At 68.6% G+C, this 17,680-nt stretch carries 16 protein-coding genes and 1 pseudogene; 2 read left to right on the top strand and 15 right to left on the bottom strand.

Annotated features, from left to right (window positions below):
- From VFF46_RS34450 to VFF46_RS34420, 7 genes and pseudogenes are all read right to left on the bottom strand, one after another.
- Positions 1-426: pseudogene (locus VFF46_RS34450) on the bottom strand (hypothetical protein); the annotation flags it as partial.
- Between the two features lie 198 nt (positions 427-624).
- Entirely contained in the window at positions 625-1,509 is an 885-nt protein-coding gene (locus VFF46_RS34445) for a sugar ABC transporter permease (protein ID WP_325041435.1), read from the bottom strand.
- Positions 1,506-2,819 (bottom strand): ABC transporter substrate-binding protein, encoded by a 1,314-nt coding sequence (locus VFF46_RS34440; protein WP_325041434.1) that lies wholly within the window; start codon positions 2,817-2,819, stop codon positions 1,506-1,508. Before VFF46_RS34440 ends, VFF46_RS34445 begins: the two co-directional genes overlap by 4 nt.
- A gap of 2 nt (positions 2,820-2,821) precedes the next feature.
- On the bottom strand, positions 2,822-4,312 hold the full coding sequence (locus VFF46_RS34435; RefSeq protein WP_325041433.1) for a sulfatase-like hydrolase/transferase: 1,491 nt from the start codon (positions 4,310-4,312) through the stop codon (positions 2,822-2,824).
- Between the two features lie 130 nt (positions 4,313-4,442).
- Positions 4,443-5,396 (bottom strand): Tm-1-like ATP-binding domain-containing protein, encoded by a 954-nt coding sequence (locus tag VFF46_RS34430; RefSeq protein WP_325041432.1) that lies wholly within the window; start codon positions 5,394-5,396, stop codon positions 4,443-4,445.
- 1 nt (position 5,397) lies between these two features.
- The gene (locus VFF46_RS34425; RefSeq protein WP_325041431.1) at positions 5,398-5,760 is read right to left on the bottom strand and encodes a cupin domain-containing protein; all 363 of its coding nucleotides are present in this window, start codon (positions 5,758-5,760) and stop codon (positions 5,398-5,400) included.
- Between the two features lie 2 nt (positions 5,761-5,762).
- A complete protein-coding gene (locus tag VFF46_RS34420) occupies positions 5,763-6,842 on the bottom strand; it encodes a Gfo/Idh/MocA family oxidoreductase (protein ID WP_325041430.1) in 1,080 nt (359 codons plus the stop codon).
- Between the two features lie 92 nt (positions 6,843-6,934).
- On the opposite strand from VFF46_RS34420, the gene VFF46_RS34415 reads away from it, so the two are divergent.
- Entirely contained in the window at positions 6,935-8,404 is a 1,470-nt protein-coding gene (locus VFF46_RS34415; protein WP_325041429.1) for a PLP-dependent aminotransferase family protein, read from the top strand.
- A 106-nt stretch (positions 8,405-8,510) separates the two neighbouring features.
- Here VFF46_RS34415 and VFF46_RS34410 read toward each other — a convergent pair whose 3' ends face one another.
- Genes VFF46_RS34410 through VFF46_RS34390 form a run of 5 tightly spaced genes read right to left on the bottom strand, consistent with a single transcriptional unit; the run spans position 8,511 to position 13,926 of the window.
- A complete protein-coding gene (locus VFF46_RS34410; protein ID WP_325041428.1) occupies positions 8,511-9,470 on the bottom strand; it encodes an ABC transporter ATP-binding protein in 960 nt (319 codons plus the stop codon).
- Positions 9,454-10,440, bottom strand: a complete 987-nt coding sequence (locus VFF46_RS34405) for an ABC transporter ATP-binding protein (RefSeq protein ID WP_325041427.1) — start codon at positions 10,438-10,440, stop codon at positions 9,454-9,456. The genes VFF46_RS34410 and VFF46_RS34405 overlap by 17 nt, the downstream gene beginning before the upstream one ends.
- Positions 10,437-11,315, bottom strand: coding sequence for an ABC transporter permease (locus VFF46_RS34400; RefSeq protein WP_325041426.1), 879 nt, complete (start codon positions 11,313-11,315; stop codon positions 10,437-10,439). Before VFF46_RS34400 ends, VFF46_RS34405 begins: the two co-directional genes overlap by 4 nt.
- Positions 11,315-12,319, bottom strand: coding sequence for an ABC transporter permease (locus VFF46_RS34395; protein ID WP_325041425.1), 1,005 nt, complete (start codon positions 12,317-12,319; stop codon positions 11,315-11,317). The genes VFF46_RS34400 and VFF46_RS34395 overlap by 1 nt, the downstream gene beginning before the upstream one ends.
- Positions 12,316-13,926, bottom strand: coding sequence for an ABC transporter substrate-binding protein (locus tag VFF46_RS34390; protein WP_325041424.1), 1,611 nt, complete (start codon positions 13,924-13,926; stop codon positions 12,316-12,318). Before VFF46_RS34390 ends, VFF46_RS34395 begins: the two co-directional genes overlap by 4 nt.
- 183 nt (positions 13,927-14,109) lie before the next feature.
- Here VFF46_RS34390 and VFF46_RS34385 point away from each other — a divergent pair, with 183 nt between their 5' ends.
- Positions 14,110-15,105 carry a LacI family DNA-binding transcriptional regulator gene (locus VFF46_RS34385; protein ID WP_325041423.1) on the top strand — a complete coding sequence of 332 codons (996 nt, stop codon included), beginning with the start codon at positions 14,110-14,112 and terminating at the stop codon, positions 15,103-15,105.
- Here VFF46_RS34385 and VFF46_RS34380 read toward each other — a convergent pair.
- Genes VFF46_RS34380 through VFF46_RS34370 form a run of 3 tightly spaced genes read right to left on the bottom strand, consistent with a single transcriptional unit; the run spans position 15,098 to position 17,384 of the window.
- Positions 15,098-16,549: an MFS transporter gene (locus VFF46_RS34380; RefSeq protein WP_325041422.1), complete on the bottom strand. Its 1,452-nt coding sequence runs from the start codon at positions 16,547-16,549 to the stop codon at positions 15,098-15,100. The two genes, VFF46_RS34385 and VFF46_RS34380, sit on opposite strands and share 8 nt — an antisense overlap.
- Positions 16,539-17,057, bottom strand: a complete 519-nt coding sequence (locus tag VFF46_RS34375; protein WP_325041421.1) for an SRPBCC family protein — start codon at positions 17,055-17,057, stop codon at positions 16,539-16,541. The genes VFF46_RS34380 and VFF46_RS34375 overlap by 11 nt, the downstream gene beginning before the upstream one ends.
- 3 nt (positions 17,058-17,060) lie before the next feature.
- Positions 17,061-17,384 (bottom strand): ArsR/SmtB family transcription factor, encoded by a 324-nt coding sequence (locus VFF46_RS34370; protein WP_414673126.1) that lies wholly within the window; start codon positions 17,382-17,384, stop codon positions 17,061-17,063.
- Between the last annotated feature and the right edge of the window lie 296 nt (positions 17,385-17,680).

Raw genomic sequence — 17,680 nt, 5'->3', positions numbered from 1 at the left:
CGGTAGCGAGCGGATGAACTGCACCATCAGCAGCACGAAGAACGCGTCGACCGCGAAGAAGTGCGGCACGAACAGCGGGTAGAACGTGTTCACCCAGCCGAGCTTGTTGAACAGGATGTACTGCGGCACCAGCGTCACGTGCGTCGGCAACATCAACGTCACGAGCATCGTCACGTACGCGATCCGCCGCCCGAAGAAGTTCAGCCGGGCAAACGCGAAGGCCGCCAGACTGCAAGAGAACACGTTGCCGACGATCGCCAGTACCGAGATGAACAACGAGTTCTCCAGGAAGATGCTGAACGCGTTCGAGACGCCCTTCCGCCCTTCCAGCCCTCCGCGTAGTTCGAGGGCTCGAAGTGCCGCGGGATCAGGCCCGGCTGCGAGAAGATCTCCGCGGTCGGCTTGAACGAGCTGGCCACCATCCACACCAGCGGATACAGCATCACCAGCGTCACCACGATCAGCGCGAAATGCGCAAGCAACCTCTTCCCACCCCCACCCCCGAGCGAAGCGAGGGTCCTCTTCCCACTCCCACCCCCGCGCGAAGCGAGGGTCCCACCCCCGAGCGAAGCGAGAGTGTTCTTCTCACTCCCATCCCCGAGCGAAGCGAGGGTGTTCTTCTTGTCAGTTTTCATAGTGCACCCAGAACCTGCTGAAGATGAAGTTGACGGCGACCACGGCACCGGCCAGCAGCACCAGCATCCAGGCCATCGCGGCGGCGTAACCCATGTCGAAGTTCACGAATCCCTCCTGGTAGAGGTACAGCGAGTAGAACAGCGTCGAGTCGGCCGGGCCGCCCGAGCCGTCGCTGATGATGAACGCCGGCGCGAACGCCTGGAACGACCGGATCAGCTGCAGCGTGAGGTTGAAGAACAGGATCGGGCTCAGCAACGGCATCGTGATGCTCCAGAACTGCCGCGACCTGCTCGCCCCGTCCACCTGCGCGGCCTCGTAGAACTCCCGCGGGATCTGCCGCAGCCCGGCCAGGAAGATCACCATCGGCGCGCCGAACTGCCACACCTCGAGCACGATCAGCGTGCCGAGCGCGGTCTGCGGCTCGGAGATCCACGACGGCCCGTGGATCCCCGCCAGCGCGAGGATCTGGTTCACCAGTCCGTCGCCGTTGAACACCTTCCGCCACAGCACCGCGACCGCGACGCTGCCGCCGAACAGCGACGGCAGGTAGATCGCCGACCGGTAGAAGTCGAGCCCCCGCAAACCGCGGTTCAGTACGACGGCCACCACGAGCGCGAAGCACAGGCTCAACGGCGTACCGACGAACACGTAGATCGCGGTCACCTTCAGCGACTGCAGGAAGAGCGGGTCGGCGCCGAACATCCGCCCGAAGTTGCCCCACCCGATCCATTTCGGCGCGGTGAGCAGGTCGTACTTGGTGAAGGCCAGGTACAGCGACATCAGCATCGGCCCGGCGGTGAAGGCCACGAACCCGATCAGCCAGGGCGCCAGGAACAGCAGTGCCCACCCGTTCTGGTACCGGCTACGCCTCACTGCAGCGCGGCCTTGGCGTCGGAGAAGAAGTTGGTCACCGCCTGCGACACCGAGCTCTTGCCGAAACCCACCACCTGGTTCGCGTTCGGCAATGACGTCTGCAGCAGCTTGCTCGCGCCGGGCGGGTACATCTGCAGCGGCGCCGGCCCCTTCGACGCGACCAGCGCGTAGTTGTCCAGGACCAGCTTGTTCAGACCGGTCGCCGTCTTCGCCACGTCCGCCCGGATGTTCTCCGGGATCGGTACGCCGCGCGCCAGACCCATCGCCTGCGCCGCCTCCGGCCGGCTGGTCAGGTACTTCAGCATCGAGACCGCGCCCTCGATGTTCTTCGACTTCGGCGAGATCGCGAACCAGCCGGCCGGAATGATGTTCGTCCCCGGTGCCGACCCGGCGCCGCCGGACGGGAACGTCCCGAGGCTCAGCGTGTCCTTGGTCAGGCTCTGCATCGACGGCAACCCGCGCGACGTCGCCGTCCCGGTGTACGCCGCCTTGCCGATCGTCACCGGGTCGTTCTGGAAACCGGTCGCGGCCGCGGTGACCGGCATCGGTACGGCGGACCCGTTGCCGCGCAGGTCCTGCCAGAGTTGCAGCCAGGCGGCCAGGTCCTCCTCGGCGAATCCGAGCGAGCTGCCGTCACCGAACAGCGCCTTCCCCCGCCCGCGCAGGAACGACTCCAGCGCGATCGAGTTGCCGCCGAGGTCCGCCGTACCGGCGAGCTTGTGACCGCTCTTGTTCCAGACGTCGGCCATCGCGGACTTGTACTGGTCGATCGTCCAGTCCGGGCTCGGCGCGGCCATCCCGAGGCCCTTCAGCTTGGTGGTGTCGACGATGATGGCCGGTTGGGTCGCCGCGCCGAGCAGCGCGAAGTAGTACTTCCCGTCCGCCTTCGTCGTGGTGGCAACGTAGTCCGGCATCTTGTCGAGGCCGAGGTCGTCCTTGTACTGATCCAGCGGCGCCACCGCCCCGCGCTTGATGTACTCCATCAGGTAGGGCAGATGGATCTGGAACACGTCCGGCGGGTTGCCCCCGGCGACGCGGGTGGCGAGCTTGTCGTAGTACCCGGAGAAACCGGAGTACTGCGGGTTCACCTTCACCGCGCCCGAGGACTTCTGGTAGAGGTCGAGCGCCTTGATGAGCAACTTGTTCTGGTCGCCCTCGCCCCAGAACATCACGTCCAGCGTGCCTTTCGACCCACCGCCCGACGTGTTGCCGCTCCCGCCGAGGCCGCGGGTGCAGGAGGAGACGGCGGTGAGTCCGGCCGCCGCGGCCCCGAACTGCAGGAGCCGCCGCCGGGAGAACTGAGTGGTCATGATCAGCCTTTCGGTGCCTGTGTGGCGGGGATGCGCCGACGGACAAGGGCGGCGGCCTCCGGCAGTACGTCGGAGACCTCGGCGGCGAGCAGCTCCGCGAGCCGTCTCGCGGTCGGTACCTCGCGGCAGGCGAGGTTGTGCTGCTCCCAGGGATCAACCGCCAGGTCGTACAGCTCCGCCTCGTCGTGGGAGCGGAAGACGTACCGATGACCGGCGGTCCGGACGGACAGGTTCAGGCTGTCCCGCGGGTACTCCCAGTCCGCGGCGTGGAACGGATCGCCGTTCCCGCCGGGTTTGCCGTCGTGCAGCATCGTCTCGGCGGTGACGTACTCGCGGGTCGGCGCCGACGTACCGTCGCCGACCATCGCCGCGAACGACCGCCCGTCGTGCGAGTCGTGCCACGGTACGGCGGCCAGCTCCGCCAGCGTCGCCGCGACGTCGACCAGCGAGACGAAGTTCGCGTTCCGGCTCTGCCGGCCGTCCGGGTGCCGAACGATCAGCGGCACCCGCAGGGCCTCCTCGTAGTGCAGCCAGTGGCCCTTCTCCATCAGCCGGTGCGCGCCCATCAGGTCGCCGTGGTCGGAGGTGAACACGACCACCGTCCGGTCCCACTCGCCCGCGTCCTCGAGGTACCGGCGGATCCTGCCGAACTGCGCGTCGACGAGTGCGCACAGCCCGAGATAGTGGCTGGTCACCTCGATCCAGTCCTGCTCGTCGAGATTCTCGAAGTCGCGGGCGAAGTGCGACTCGCGGACCTCACGTGGCGTCGTCGCCGTACCCGTCTTCCAGCTCTCCGGCAGTTGCACCTTGGTGCGGTCGATCAGCCGGTCGTACGGGCTCGGGACGAGCATCGGGAAGTGCGGTGCGTTCATCGAGCAGACCGCGAGCCAGGGCTGGTCGTGCGGGCGCCGGTCCAGGCCCTCGAGGAACGTGTCGCACTGCCAGGTCTCGAGGAACGAGTCCAGCGGGACGCTCGACGTCGCGTACGGCTTCTCCTTCAGCCGGGCGAGGTCCGTCGCCGTCAGGTTCTCGATGTGGTCGGGGTCGAACGGGTACCCGCGCTCGCCCGCCCACGCGCGATAGTCCTCGATGTAGCGCCCGCGGTCCTGGCCCCGCAGTACGGCGGGAATCGCGCTGCTGTCCGCCCAGCCCATCAGTTCCGGCGTGGTGCCGGGGACGTGCCATTTGCCGTTGTAGTGCGTGTGGTAGCCGGCCGCTGCGAACGCCTGTGCGACGCCGGCCTCGCGGAGTTGCGGCTCGATCGGACGCCAGTTGCCCAGCACGCCGTGGTGCCGCGGCATCAGCCCGGTCCACAGACTGGTGCGCGACGGACAGCACAACGGGAACGGCGTGTAGCAGGCATCGAAGACCGTCGACCCAGTGGCGAGCGCGTCCAGATTCGGCGTCCGCGCGGCGGGGTTTCCGGTGCAGCCCAGGGTGTTCCAGCTCTGCTCGTCGGCCATCACGACCAGCACGTTCAGACGGTTGTCCACACGCCCACCTTGTCGGGTTCGACGGGTTTACTTCCAGCTGAAGTTAATTGCGCGCGACGAAGGTGTCAACCACTCGCGCGGCTTTAACTTCAGCCAGAAGGAAACCGTTACCGAACGCCGCGGCGGAGGTTCACGAAGGTGCTGGTGGTGGCGGTGATCGCCGGTTCGGGGGGAGGCGTTCCATGGAGGAGGCGCCGTAGAAGCCGTCGAGGTCCGGGCAGAGCTCGAGGATGCGCTCGACGTCGGGAGGCTCCGCGATCGGGCCGCCGTGGCAGAGGACGAAGATGTCGGGGCGGATCGCGCGGGCGGCGGCGGTCCAGGCGTTGATCAGGGCTGCGCAGTCGTCCAGGGTGCGGGCGGTGCCGGCGCCGATCGAGCCGCCGGCGGTGAGGCCGAGGTGGGACTCGAGCGTCCGGCCGCCGACTCCGGTCATGTGGAACACGAGTACTTCGTACCCGAGCCCGGTCAGCCGCGCCCGCGCCGTGTTCACCGCCGGCGTGGTCACCCCGAACATGCTTGCTGCAAGCAACGGTACGTCGGTCACGACCGCCACCGGCTCGGCCAGCACCATGCCCGCGACGGCCGCCGCCGCGTTCGCCAGGATCCGCGCCGACAGCCGGTTCACGCCGGCCACGTCCACCACGCTGGGCATCAGCACGAGATCGCTCTCCCGTACGTACGCCGACGTATCACCGGACGCCACCGTCGACACGATCACCTTCGGCACCCCCAGCGGCAACTCCCTGAACGCGGTCGCGGCGATCGACGTACCCCCGGTCCCACCCAACGCGAGGGCCCCGTCCAACCGCCCGTCGTCGTACAACTCCCGCACCACGACGGCCGCCCCACTCGCCATAGCAGTAACCGCCGCTCCCCGATCCCCCGCGGACCGCAACTCCCCCACATCAGTCCCCGCCGCGGCAGCCACAGCCGCCCGCTCCACGTCGGCTGAGATCCCCGGCTCCCCCAACACTCCGGCGTCGACCACAAGCACGTTCAGCCCAGCCGCCAGCAACCTGTCCCGGACGAACGCGTACTCGTCCGCCTTCGTATCAAGCGTTCCGAGCAAGACCACCGTCGGCATTTCACTCGCCTACCGTTTCGCGGTTGGGGGTGGAGAAGCAGATGACGAAGATCGCCTCGTCGGCGCCGACATTGCGGGCGTTGTGGACGGCACCCGAGGGGATGCTGATCGTGTCGCCCGGACCCATCGCGACCTTGTCGTCGGCGACGGTGTGTTCGATCGTGCCCTGGAGGACGTGGAGTACCTCGTCGCAGTTCGGGTGGTAGTGGCGCGGGTTCTGTTCGCCCGGGCGGATGTAGCAGCGCCCGACGGTCATCGTGGCGGAGTTGCCCAGCGCCGCGGACACCATCCACTCCAGGCGTCCCCACGGCTGTTCCTCGACGGTCACCGCGTCGGCGGCCGTCACACGGCTCTGCTCTCCCATGGTCAACTCCCGATCGTCGCGGACGTACCGGCGGGCAGCCGGCGGTACAACTCGTACAGCTTGAGGATCTCCCGGACGTCCCCCAGCGTGCCCTTCTCGACCGGCCTCCCGGCCAGCACGCTCTCGCAGAAGTGCACGATCTCGGGCACGTACCCGAGGTAGAACAGGTTCTTGTTGTAGAGCTGCCCAAGCGAGAACTCCGGTTCCCACCGCAGCGGCGCCACCGCGTCGTCGGTCACGAACGACCCCGACCGCCCGTACCCGAGGTCGGCCCCGGCCCGGTAGTACGTGATCCGTACGCCGTTGTCCACCACCACGTTCGCCCCGGAACCGATCACCTCGACCCGCTCCAGCGGCGCCCCGTTCGCCGAGCCGGCGGCGAGATGCAGCGTCCCGACCGCGCCGGACTCGAACAGGAGGCTCGACACACTCGCGCCGGTCCCCGGCTCCCACTCGTAGCTCAGCCGCCGCACCGGTCCCATCAAGTACGTGAGCAGCGCCGCCGGATGGAAGATGTGGTCCAGGAACCCGATCATCCGGACGTCGTCCGACCGCTCCTCCGGCGCCGGCAGCGCCTGCGGGTACCGGACCGAGATCGAGGACGCCACCCCGAACTCCGGCGTACCCATGATCGCCTTCACCTTCTCGGCCGCCGGCGTGAAGATCTTCTTCAGCCCGGTCATCACCGTACGTCCGGTCTCGTCGGCCGCCGCCTGCAACCGATCGAGCTGCGCCATCCCGGCCGCGGTCGGCTTCTCCATCCACACATGCGCACCGGCCCGCACACAGTCCTCGGCCAGCGCCGTCGCCTGCACATCCCCTTCAGACGTGTACGACGTGACGATGAAGACCGCGTCCGGCCGCTCGACCGACAACATCTCCCGATGGTCGGCGTACGCCGCCGCGGCCCCGAACCGCCGGGCATACGTCTCGGCCCTGTCCAGCTGTACGTCGCACACGGCCACCAGGTCCACCGGCGCGTACTGGAATGCCGGATACACGTTGCGGTACGAGTGCCCGCCGGCCCCGATGAAGGCGACACGCAGCCGCTCGGCGTACTCGAACTGATAGGTCACTGTCATCACAAGGCTCCTCACAGACCAGCAAGCGCCTTAGATTGGCCCTTGATACCCAATGCCAGCTATAGCCACAGCGACGAAATTGGACTCTGTTTGTGATCCAGGACGGTAATGGCCTCAGATTCTCCGCCGACGAGCTCGCGCGCATGCTGGTCGGTGCCGGCGCCCGGTCCGGGCCGTTGTACCGGCAGTTGAGCGACAGCCTGGCCGAGCTGATCGAGCGCGGCGAGCTGCCGCCGGGGGCCGCGCTGCCACCCGAGCGGGCGCTGTCGACGGCGCTGACGGTCAGCCGTACGACGGTGGTCGCGGCATACCAGATGCTCCGCGAGAAGGGGCAGTTGGAGCGGCGACAGGGCAGCGGTACGCGGGTCACGCTCGATCGCAACCGGGAGACCGTGTCGGGCCTCGCGGGCGACCACGCGGCGAGCCAGTTCCTGAACGGGCCGTTGGCAACGATCGACTTCGCCACCGCGGCGCTGCCGAGCCTCGACCTGGTCGCCGACGTCGCCGCGGGCCTGACCCGCAACGACTACCTCCGGCTGACCAGCACCCACCACGGCTACCACCTCCGCGGCCTGCCCGCCCTGCGCGAACGGATCGCCCGCTGGTACAGCGACGCCGGTACGCCGACCGCGCCCGAGGACATCCTGATCACGTCCGGTGCCCAGCAGGCCCTCGAGCTCGTCGCGCGCGGGTGCCTGCAGCCGGGCGACGGCGTGGTCGTCGAGCAACCGACGTACCGCGGGGCGCTCGAGGCGTTCGCGCGGACCGGGAGCCGGCTGCGGACCGTCCGCATCGACTCCGCCGGACTCGATGTCGCGGCGCTGGAGCGGCTGCTCACGAACGAATCGCCGCGGCTCGTGTACGTCCAGGCGGCGGCGCACAACCCGACCGGCGTCGTCCTGTCCGACGACCGGCGGCAGCGGCTCGCGAAGCTGCTCGACCAGCACGAGGTGGTGCTCGTCGACGACACGTCACTGGCCGGTACGGCGTTCGACGCCCGGCGGACCGCGCCCGCGCTCGGGACGCACGAGCGGCTGGTCACGATCGGCTCGATGAGCAAGCTGTTCTGGGGCGGGCTCCGGCTCGGCTGGATCCGCGCCGTACCGCAGGTGGTCTCGCGGTTCGCGCAGGTCCGCGGCGTCACCGACCTCGGCAGCTCGCTGGTCGCGCAGGAGGTCGCGCTGCGGCTGATGGACCGCCGCGCCGACGCCGAGGCGGAACGCCGTACCACCCTGCCGGTCGGCCTGCGTACGCTGACCGAGCTGCTCGGCCGGCACCTCCCCGACTGGAGCTGGCAGGAACCGCAGGCGGGAGCGTCGTTGTGGGTCCGTCTCCCGCACGGCGACGCGACGCATTTCGCCCAGATCGCACTCCGGTACGGCGTCGCGCTGCTGCCCGGCGCGGTCTTCTCCGCCGACGGCAGCACCGACCACCACACCCGGCTGCCGTACGCGTTGCCCCCGGCAACATTGACCCAGGGCGTCAATCGCCTGGCGCAGGCCTGGACCGACTACCTCAATCGCACGACCGTCGACGTCACGCTGACGTCGGCTCTGACCTAGCGCCTAGGCGCGCTTGCGGGCGCGTTCGAGCTTCCGCACGCCGTCAGCGAGACCAGCGCGACGCCCACCACGATCGCTCCCCGGATCACTCTCCAGAAGTATTCGATTACTCCTCGTGTAACCAGCACCGCGACCAATGACCGCCGGAGAACGTGGTGACCGGCGGCGGCTGCTCGGTGCAGATCGGCATCGCGTGCGGGCAGCGGGCCGCGAACGGGCAGCCGGCCAGTTCCTGCTCCCGGTCGACCGGCTCGTGAGGATTGTCAACAATCGGCAATCTACCGCGCTCGCCCTCGCGGTCCGGGTCCGGCGACGACTCGAGCAGCAGCTGCGTGTACGGGTGCCGCGGGTGCTGCGTGACCTCCTCCGCCGGGCCGCCCTCGACCATCCGGGCCGCGTAAATCACGTTGATCTCGTCCGCGAAGTACCGGGCGCTGGCGATGTCGTGCGTGATGTACAGCATCGCGAGCCCGTCCCGCGCGCACAGGTCCGCGAACAGCCGCAGTACGTCGAGCCGGATCGACACGTCCAGCATCGACACCGGCTCGTCGCCGATCAGCACCGCCGGATCCGCGGCCAGCGCGCGGGCGATCGCGACCCGTTGCCGCTGCCCACCGGACAGCTCGTGCGGGTACTTGTCGATGTACTGCTCCCCCGGCGTCAGGTTCACCCGCTCGAGCAGCTCGACGATCCGCTCGCTGAGGTCACCGCTCGCGCCGAAGTTCCGCAGCGGGCGGCCGAGGATGTAGCGGACCTTGTGCAGCTGGTTCAGCGAGGCGAACGGGTCCTGCATGATCAGCTGCACCTGGCCGAAGTGCGCCTGCCGGTCCGCGCGCCGCCGCCCGCTGACCTCCTTGCCGGCCAGCCGGATCGCGCCCGCGGACGGCTCGTCCCCGAGCGTGAGGATCCGTGCGAGCGTGCTTTTGCCCGAACCACTCTCGCCGACCAGCGCGACCACCTTGCCGGGCTCCAGCTTGAGCGACGCCGAGTCCACGGCGGTGAACCACTGCCCGTGCCGCCTGCCGTGCAACGCCATCCGCTTGGTGACGTCAATGGCCTCCAGCATGGCCCACCTCCTGACGGTCGAGGAGCAGACAGGCTGCCTGTGTACGGTCGCGTTCGATCAGCAGCGGGAGCGTCCCCTTGCAGTCGTCGACGCGATGCGGGCAGCGCGGTTCGAACGCGCACCCGGCTGGCAGCCGGCGCAGGTCCGGCGGCGCGCCACCGATCCCGCGCAGCTCGCGCCGCGGACCGTGCAGCGACGGGAACGAGTCCCGCAATCCCTGTGTGTACGGGTGTTGCGGGTCCCGGTAGATGTCCTTGGCGGACGCGATCTCGACGGCGCGCCCGGCGTACATCACCATGATCCGGTCGGCGAGCTCGACCAGCAGCGACAGGTCGTGCGTGACGAACAGGACCGAGAACCCGAAGCTCGCCTGCAGGTCCTTCAGGTTGTCGAGGATCTGCCGCTGCATCACCACGTCGACCGCGGTTGTCGGCTCGTCCATCACCACCAGGTCCGGCCGGCAGGCCAGAGACAGCGCGATCGCGGCCCGCTGCCGCATCCCGCCGGACAGCTCGTGCGGGTAGCTGCGCACCCGGTCGCGCGGGATGCCGACCAGTTCGAGCAGTTCCGCGGCCCGGTGCCACGCCTCGGCGCGTTTCACCGAACGGTGCGCGCGGATCGCGTCGGCGAACTGGGTACCGACCCGCATCACCGGGTTCAGCGAGCTCATCGCGCTCTGGAACACCACGGAGACCCGCTCCCAGCGCAGCTCCCGGAGCTCCCGAGGCGTACAGCCGACCAGCTCGACCGGCTTGCCCTCGGCCGGCCGGTAGGTGACCGTGCCGCCGGTGATCCGCGCGGGCGGGCGCTGCAGCCGGGTGATCGCGGTCATCAGCGTGGTCTTCCCGCTGCCGCTCTCCCCCAGCACGCCGAAGATCTCGCCGCGGCCGACGTCGAACGACACCTTGTCGACCGCGCGCACCTCCGGGCCGTACTCCACCACCAGGTCGCGCACCTCGAGCAACGTCATGCCGTGACCGCCTTCCGCTTGGGCCGGCGCGAGGAGGTCCGCAGCGTACGGCGCCGTGGGTCGGACAGCTCGTCGATACCGAAGTTGACCAGGCCCGCCGCCGTACCGACCAGCGCGATGCCGAGGCCCGGCGGCAGGAACCACCACCAGGCGCCGCTCTGCAGCGCGCCCTGCGACTGCGCCCAGTACAGCATCGTGCCCCAGCTGACCGTGTTCGTGTTGCCGGCGCCGATGAAGTCCAGCCCGGCCTCCGCGGCGATCGACCCGACCACCGCGAACAGGAACGTCGACGCGATCACCGGCGCCAGATGCGGGACGACCTCCAGGAACAGCACCCGCGTCTGTTTGTCGCCGGAGTACTGCGCGGCGGCCACGAAGTCGCGGTTCCGCAGCGACAACGTCTGCGCCCGCTTGACCCGGGCGCCACCGGCCCAGCTGGTCAGGCCGATGATCAGCGCAACCGCGGGCCAACCGCCACGGCCCCTTGTATAGCTGGCGATCAGGAGCAGCAGCGGCAATCCCGGGATGACCAGGAAGATGTTCACGAACCCGGTCAGCGCGGCACCCGTCTTGCCTTTGTGATACCCGCTGACCAGTCCGAACAGTACGGCGAGGAACGTCGAGATCGTGCCGCCGACCAGGCCGACGAACACCGAGACGCGGGTACCGGTGATGAACTGCGCGAATACGTCCACGCCGGACGTCGTCGTACCCAGCCAGTGCTCGCCGGACGGACCTGCCATTGGCGGTCCCGCGTGCAGCTTGGTCGGCGACTGGCCGAGTACGCCGCTGACGAAGTACGGGCCGACGATCGCGATCAGCAGCATCACGCCGAGGACCGTCAGTCCGACGATCACCTTGCGGTCGCGGGGCATCACGACACCTCCCGGGTCCGTGGGTCGATCAGTACGTAGAGCGAGTCGACCACGAAGTTCGCCGCCAGCACGGTCAGCGAGATGATCAGGAACAGGCCCTGCATCAGCGGGTAGTCCACGTTCACGATCGCCTGGTTGAGCAGGCTGCCGAGGCCCGGGTAGTTGAACACCATCTCGGTCAGCAGCGAGCCGCCGACCACCATCCCGATCGACACCGCGAACCCGCTGATGCTCGGCAGTACGGCGTTCCGGGCGGCGTACGAGAAGACCACGCGGTGCCCGGGCAGGCCCTTCGCCTGCGCGAGCAGGACGTAGTCCTCGTTCACCACCGACGCCATCATGTTGCGCATGTGGATCATCCAGCCGCTCACCGAGGTCAGCACGATCGTTGCGGCCGGCAACATCGCGTGCCGGACCGCGCTGTTCAGGAAGTCCGGGGTGAACCCGGGCACCAGCCCGAGGTCGGCGCCGCCGGACAGCGGGAACCAGCCGAGCGTGAACGCGAACACGTACGCGAGGATCAGCGCCACCCAGAAGTACGGCATCGAGTGCAGGAAGATCGACACCAGGCTGCCGACCGAGTCGAGCGCCCGGCCCGGCCGCCAGCCGGCCAGGATTCCGAGGCCGGTGCCGAGCACGAACGCGATCACGGTCGCGCTGCCGACCAGCAGCAGCGTCCAGAGGAAGCCGGACCGCACCACCGAGGAGACCGTCGCCGGGTAGAACGAGATCGACCGGCCGAAGTCCAGGTGCAGGATCCCGCTCAGGTAGCCGACGTACTCGTGCCACCACGACTGCCCGCGGGCGCCGCCGAACAGCCGGTGCACCAGCTCCTCCTGCTGATCCGACACCGGCCCGAGCTCGGACATCTTGAACAGGATCGCCGAGGCCGGATCGCCCGGCATCAACCGCGGCAGGACGAAGTTGATCGTGACGGCGGACCAGGCCGCGATCAGGTAGAACCCGATCCGCTGCACGAACGGCGTACCGAGGAACCGGGTCATGCCGGCTTCAGCGACAGGAACAGCTTGGCCGCGAACACGCCGCTGATCGCGCCCGGATCCGGCGTCGTGTACGGGTCGTCGGCGCTCGGCCAGCCGGTCCAGTGCTCGGTGTTGTACATGTACGGCGTACCCTTCACGGCCACCGGGACCACCGGCACCTGGGCGAGCATGATCTGCTGCAGCGGCTTCGACGCCTGCAGCTGCGCGTCCGGCGCCGCCTGCGCGAGGGCGCCGAGCGCGGCCTCGGTGGCCGGGTCGTCCCAGCCGACCAGGTTGGTCTTGGACTTCTTCGACAGCATCTTGTTGTAGAACGTGTACGGGTTCGTGCCGAAGGTGAACGCGTCGCCGTAGATCGCGTCGAAGTCGCGCTTGTCCTCGTCACCGGTGTAGGCGGCCGACGGTACCCCGTTCACCGCGGCGTCGATGCCGACCGCGGTCAGCTGCGACGCCAGCTCCTGGGTGTACGCCATCCCGTCGGCGAACGCGCTGACGGTCAGGATGCTCAGCTTCAACTGCTTGCCATCGGCACCGATCAGCTTGCCGCCCTGCGGCTTGTAGCCCGCCTGGGCGAACTCGGCCAGCGCCGCGGTCTTGTCCGGCTTCACCGGGTCGCGGTGCGCGGGGTCGATCCACTTCGACAGGGTGCCCTGGTACAGCCCGGTCGGGCCGACCGGCTGGTAGACGCCCGGGTTGTACGCGTCGGTGACCGCCTGCCGATCGATCGACAGCGCGATGCCCTTGCGGACGTGCACGTTGTCGAACGGCTTGCGCTTCAGGTTCAGCATCAGCGGCTTCATGCTCGCATACACCGGCCAGAGGTGGTTCTGCGCCGCGTTCTTCTGCACGAACTGGTTCTTCACGTCCGGGATGCCGGCGTACGCGAGGTCGACCTCGTGCCGGACCAGCTGCTGGGCCAGCAGGTTGGTGCTGCTCGTGGTCACGTACGTGATCTGCGGGACCGGGACCTTCTGCTTCCAGTAGTCTGCGCGCGCCTTGAACGTGGCCTGCTGGCCGGTCACCTGGCCGAGCTCGTACGGGCCGCTGCCCATCGGCTTGAGGTTCGTCTCGGTGTCCGGGTCCTTGCCGGTCCACACCTTCTTCGGCACGATCACGGTCCGGCCCAGATCCTGGATCGCGGCGTACGCCGGTTTGGTGAACGTGATGTGCACGCCGTCGGCCGTCTTGGTCACCTGGTCGACCGGCAACGCCAGCAGCTGGTGCTGCTTCAGGTAGTCGAACGTGAAGATCACATCGTCGGCGGTCAGCGCGCTGCCGTCGGACCACTTCGCCCGGTTGTCCAGCGCGAGGTCGATCGCCTTACCGCCGGGAGCCCAGGTGTATTTCGTGACCAGGCTCGGCATGAACTCTGATCCGTGCGCGGTGTTGAAGTCGAACAGTTGCTCGTAGATCAGCCCGATGGTGCCGCGCAGGGCGTTCACCGAGAACGGGTTGAAGTTCGGCTGCAAGGTCGGCTGCGAGTACGCAGCGACCGTCAGCGGCGCCGCCTTGCCGGCGTTGGCGGCGCCGGCGCCCCCTGAACAGGCCGTCAGTCCGGACAGCAGGGCCAGACCGGCCACGACCGCTGTCAGTTTCACTCTGGAGCGCACGGGATCTCCCTTCGATCCACGGCCGGATCGGCCGGGGTGTGATGAGACTGCCAACGTTTGCAGCAAGAGTCAACGGCTTGCAGTGGAAACTCGTCCAAGTGGTTACAATCAGGGTGCAGAGCAGCGGCAATCGTTTGCGCTACGATGCCAGGACCTATCCGTACGCGACTTGGGGAGCTTGCCTTGGCTGTCACGCTGGCGGAGGTGGCCGCGGCCTGCAACGTGTCGACGTCGACCGTGTCACGGGCGCTGACCGATCCGGAGAAGGTCAACGCCGAGACCCGGGCCCGGATCGAACGCGTCGCCCGGCAGCTCGGCTACGCACCGAGCCGGGCCGGCCGATCACTGGTGTCCGGCCGCACCGACACCGTCGGCCTGGTCGTCCCGGACATCGCGAACCCGTTCTTCCCGCCGATCATCAAGTCGGTCCAGGCCCGCGCGCGCGACAAGCGGTACGCCGTACTGATCGCGGACACCGACGAACACGTCGCCGACGAACTCGAGCTCGCCCGCGGCCTCAGCCGCCAGGTGGACGGCCTGATCCTGGCGTCGCCCCGGACCGCCCCCGCCGACCTGACTCGGCTCGCCCAGCAACTGCCCGTCGTCTTCGTGAACCGCGAGGTCGAAGGCGCCGGCAGCGTGGTCATCGACGAGAACGAAGGCATGCAGGAGGCCGTCGAACATCTGGTCTCCCTGGGCCACCGCCGGATCACCTACCTGTCCGGCCCCCGCCGTTCCTGGTCCAACCAGCAACGCCGCGACGCCCTCGCCAAGGCCTGCGCCGCCAACGACGTGGAGCTCCGCGAGCTGGGCCCCTTCGAGCCCCAGATCCAAGCCGGCATGCGAGCCGCCGACCTCCTGCAGTCCTCCGAGGTAGCCGCCGCCATCGCCTACGACGACCTGATCGCCCTAGGCGTCATGTCCCGCCTCACCGAACGCGGAATGCAGGTAGGCCGCGAAATCAGCGTGATCGGCATCGACGACAGCCCGCTCTCCACCGTCACCCACCCCATGCTCACCTCCATCCACGTCCCCGCCGCCGAACTCGGCTCCGCCGCCGTGGACCTCCTCCTCGACCAACTCCGCGACCCCGACTCCCCCACCCCCCTCACCGTAAAACTGGAAACCCGCCTGGTAATCCGAGGCTCCACCGGCATCCCCCCAGAAAACCTCAGGTAGCTCGCTGAGTGTCTGCGGGTCGCGTGCCGCACAGATACAAGGTGGCGGTTGTGGCGGTGAGGGCTGCTCCGGTGAGGAAGGCGTGGCGGAGGCCGGTGAGGAAGGCGGTTGGGTCTTGGACGACTGCGATGTCGGCGTACTGCGGTGCGCTGGCGGTGATGATCGCGCCGAGGACGGAGACCGCGAGCGCGCCGGACACCATCAAGACGGTGTGCTGCAGACCTGAGGCGGCGCCGGCGTGCTCCGCCGGAGCTTGACTGACGACGATCGCGGTTGCGGTCGGAAGCGCCAGTCCGACGCCCAGGCCCATCGGCAGCAGCCACGGAATGAGCGCGATCAGACGGGCATCCAGACCGGTCACCGACAGGCCGACTGCACCAGCTGCGAGCAGAGTGAGCCCGGCCGTTACCGGCAAGCGCGGGCCGTAGCGTTGGTTGAGCAGTCCACTCAACGGCCCGCCGAAAGCAACCAGGCCGAGCATCGGCAGCAGACTCGCGCCGGCGGCGAGCGGACTGAGACCGCGAAACTGCTGTAGATAAAGGGCAAAGTAGTACGCGGACCCGAAATGCGTCAGGCCCCCGGCGAGAATCACGGCGAGCGCCAGACAGCTCTGCCGCGATCGGAACAAGTCGAGTGGTACGACGGGGTCGGCCGCCGAGCGCTCGATCCTCACGAACCTGACCAGCAGGACGATCGCCGCGACGAACGCCGCGATCGGATACATCCCGCCCCAGCCGTATGCGCCGGCACGGCTCACGCCGGAGACCAGCGCCGCCACGGCGACGGCGAGCACCACCACGCCCGAGATGTCCAGGCGCCCGCCCACGTCCGCCCGGGTGTGCCGGGGCGCGTGCAGTACGGCGAGGATCCCGGCAACGGCAGCGATCGGAAGGTTCACGAAGAAGATCGCCCGCCAGCTGAGGTACTCGACCAGCGCGCCGCCGAGGAACGGTCCTCCGAGGCTCGCCAGCGCCAGTCCGCCGCTGAAGAGTCCGACCGCCAGCTTGAACCGATCCGGCGGAAAGGTGTGCCGTAACAGCGCGACCGCGTTCGCTGCCAGCATGGCACCGGAAACGCCTTGCGCCACCCGCCACAGCACCATTTCGGTCGCGGTCGACGACAGACCGACCAAGGCCGAGCTGACCGCGAACCCGGCCAGGCCGATCAGGAAGACCCGGCGGTGGCCGTACCGGTCACCGACCTTGCCGACGACGATCACCGAAGCGGCCATGGCCACCATGTACCCGGTGGTGATGGCCTGCAGGCTCGGCAGCGACGCGTGCAGGTCCCGAGCTATCGCGGGGTTGGCGACGGACAACCCCGTTGCGTCCAACCCGTCCATCGTCGCGGCGAGGGCTGTCGCGACAAGTACCAGCCACGCGCCAGTCCCCCGCCCGACGCTTGCGGGGCCGGATCTGGTCTCGGGCCCCGAATCAGCGCTCATCACCGGTGGGGATCGCGGCGCCATGGGGCATGCCGGCGGCGACGTACTCGTCGTACAACGGCTGCCATTCGGTGGCGGTGTCGCTGTGCGGACCGGCTGAGGTGGTGCCGTCGAGACTCTTGCTCAGCTCATCGAGACACACGTGCCAGCCGGCCCCGTTGCGAGCGGCTTCATCACGGTTGCCGAGTACGTCGACCAGCGTGAGCGTGCAGCCCTCCGGGGTGGAGCGCAGGTCCAGGTGGAGCTCGTTGTCACCCCAGGTGAAGGCGATCCGGTGCGGCGGCTCGTACGTCAACACCTCCCCGGTGCCGTCCTCGACGTTCGGGTCGCCGCTGAAGACCACCTTGCCGCCGACGCGCGGCTCCAGCTCCACCGCCGAGGGAAACCAGTGCTCCAGCTCCCGCGGGTCGGTGACCGCGGACCACACCCGCTCTAGGGGGTACGGATAACTGCGCTCGAAGCGCACCGCCGGACGCCCGTGGTGGTCGACGTACGTACCTCGGTCCATGATTCACTCCTGATCCTCGTCTGCTTCCGCTGTGTCCAGGTAGTTGCCCAGAGCATCCAGCCGGTCGTTCCACAACCGCCGGTACGGCTGCAGCCATCGATCGAACTCGGCCATCCCGCCCGGGTCGACGGCGTAGATCCGCCGCTGCGCCTCGACGCGAACCGTCACCAGCCCCGCGTCCCGCAACACCCGCAAATGCTTCGACGTCGCCGGCTGCGACAACCCGACCTCGTCCGCCAACTCCCCCACCCCGCGCGCCCCGGCCCGCAAAACGCCCAGCAAGGCCCGCCGATTGGGCTCCCCCAACGCCGCCCACAACTCATCCACAACCATCAATATGCTGTCTCAGGCATATACATGTCAAGGCATATACGACTCAGGGATGACCGAGCCCATCAACCGCTGACGGCCAGGGCGCACCGCTCCCGGGTGGGAGCGGTGCGCTCGGAGGGTCAGCTGTGGTTGAGGACCAGGCCGGTGTTGGCGGGGACTGTGATGGTGCCGGTGTAGGGGGTGCCGTGGAGGTCGGTCCAGGTGCCTGGCGGGAGGGTTAGTTGGGCGGGGGTGGCGGAGGTGGGGTTCACGACTGTCAGGCCTTGTTGGTAGAGGCGGGTCCAGAGGGT

Source organism: Kribbella sp. (genome assembly GCF_035655035.1).
Lineage (GTDB): Bacteria > Actinomycetota > Actinomycetes > Propionibacteriales > Kribbellaceae > Kribbella.
Note: the sequence above shows the minus strand (reverse complement) of the source record. Positions and strands in the feature narration are given on the sequence as shown.

Coding starts and splice junctions, on each gene's coding strand:
- VFF46_RS34440 (WP_325041434.1), bottom strand. CDS start 2,819: ATGACCACTCAGTTCTCCCGGCGGCGGCTCCTGCAGTTCGGGGCCGCG.
- VFF46_RS34430 (WP_325041432.1), bottom strand. CDS start 5,396: ATGCCGACGGTGGTCTTGCTCGGAACGCTTGATACGAAGGCGGACGAG.
- VFF46_RS34425 (WP_325041431.1), bottom strand. CDS start 5,760: ATGGGAGAGCAGAGCCGTGTGACGGCCGCCGACGCGGTGACCGTCGAG.
- VFF46_RS34420 (WP_325041430.1), bottom strand. CDS start 6,842: ATGACAGTGACCTATCAGTTCGAGTACGCCGAGCGGCTGCGTGTCGCC.
- VFF46_RS34410 (WP_325041428.1), bottom strand. CDS start 9,470: ATGCTGGAGGCCATTGACGTCACCAAGCGGATGGCGTTGCACGGCAGG.
- VFF46_RS34405 (WP_325041427.1), bottom strand. CDS start 10,440: ATGACGTTGCTCGAGGTGCGCGACCTGGTGGTGGAGTACGGCCCGGAG.
- VFF46_RS34400 (WP_325041426.1), bottom strand. CDS start 11,315: ATGCCCCGCGACCGCAAGGTGATCGTCGGACTGACGGTCCTCGGCGTG.
- VFF46_RS34395 (WP_325041425.1), bottom strand. CDS start 12,319: ATGACCCGGTTCCTCGGTACGCCGTTCGTGCAGCGGATCGGGTTCTAC.
- VFF46_RS34380 (WP_325041422.1), bottom strand. CDS start 16,549: ATGAGCGCTGATTCGGGGCCCGAGACCAGATCCGGCCCCGCAAGCGTC.
- VFF46_RS34375 (WP_325041421.1), bottom strand. CDS start 17,057: ATGGACCGAGGTACGTACGTCGACCACCACGGGCGTCCGGCGGTGCGC.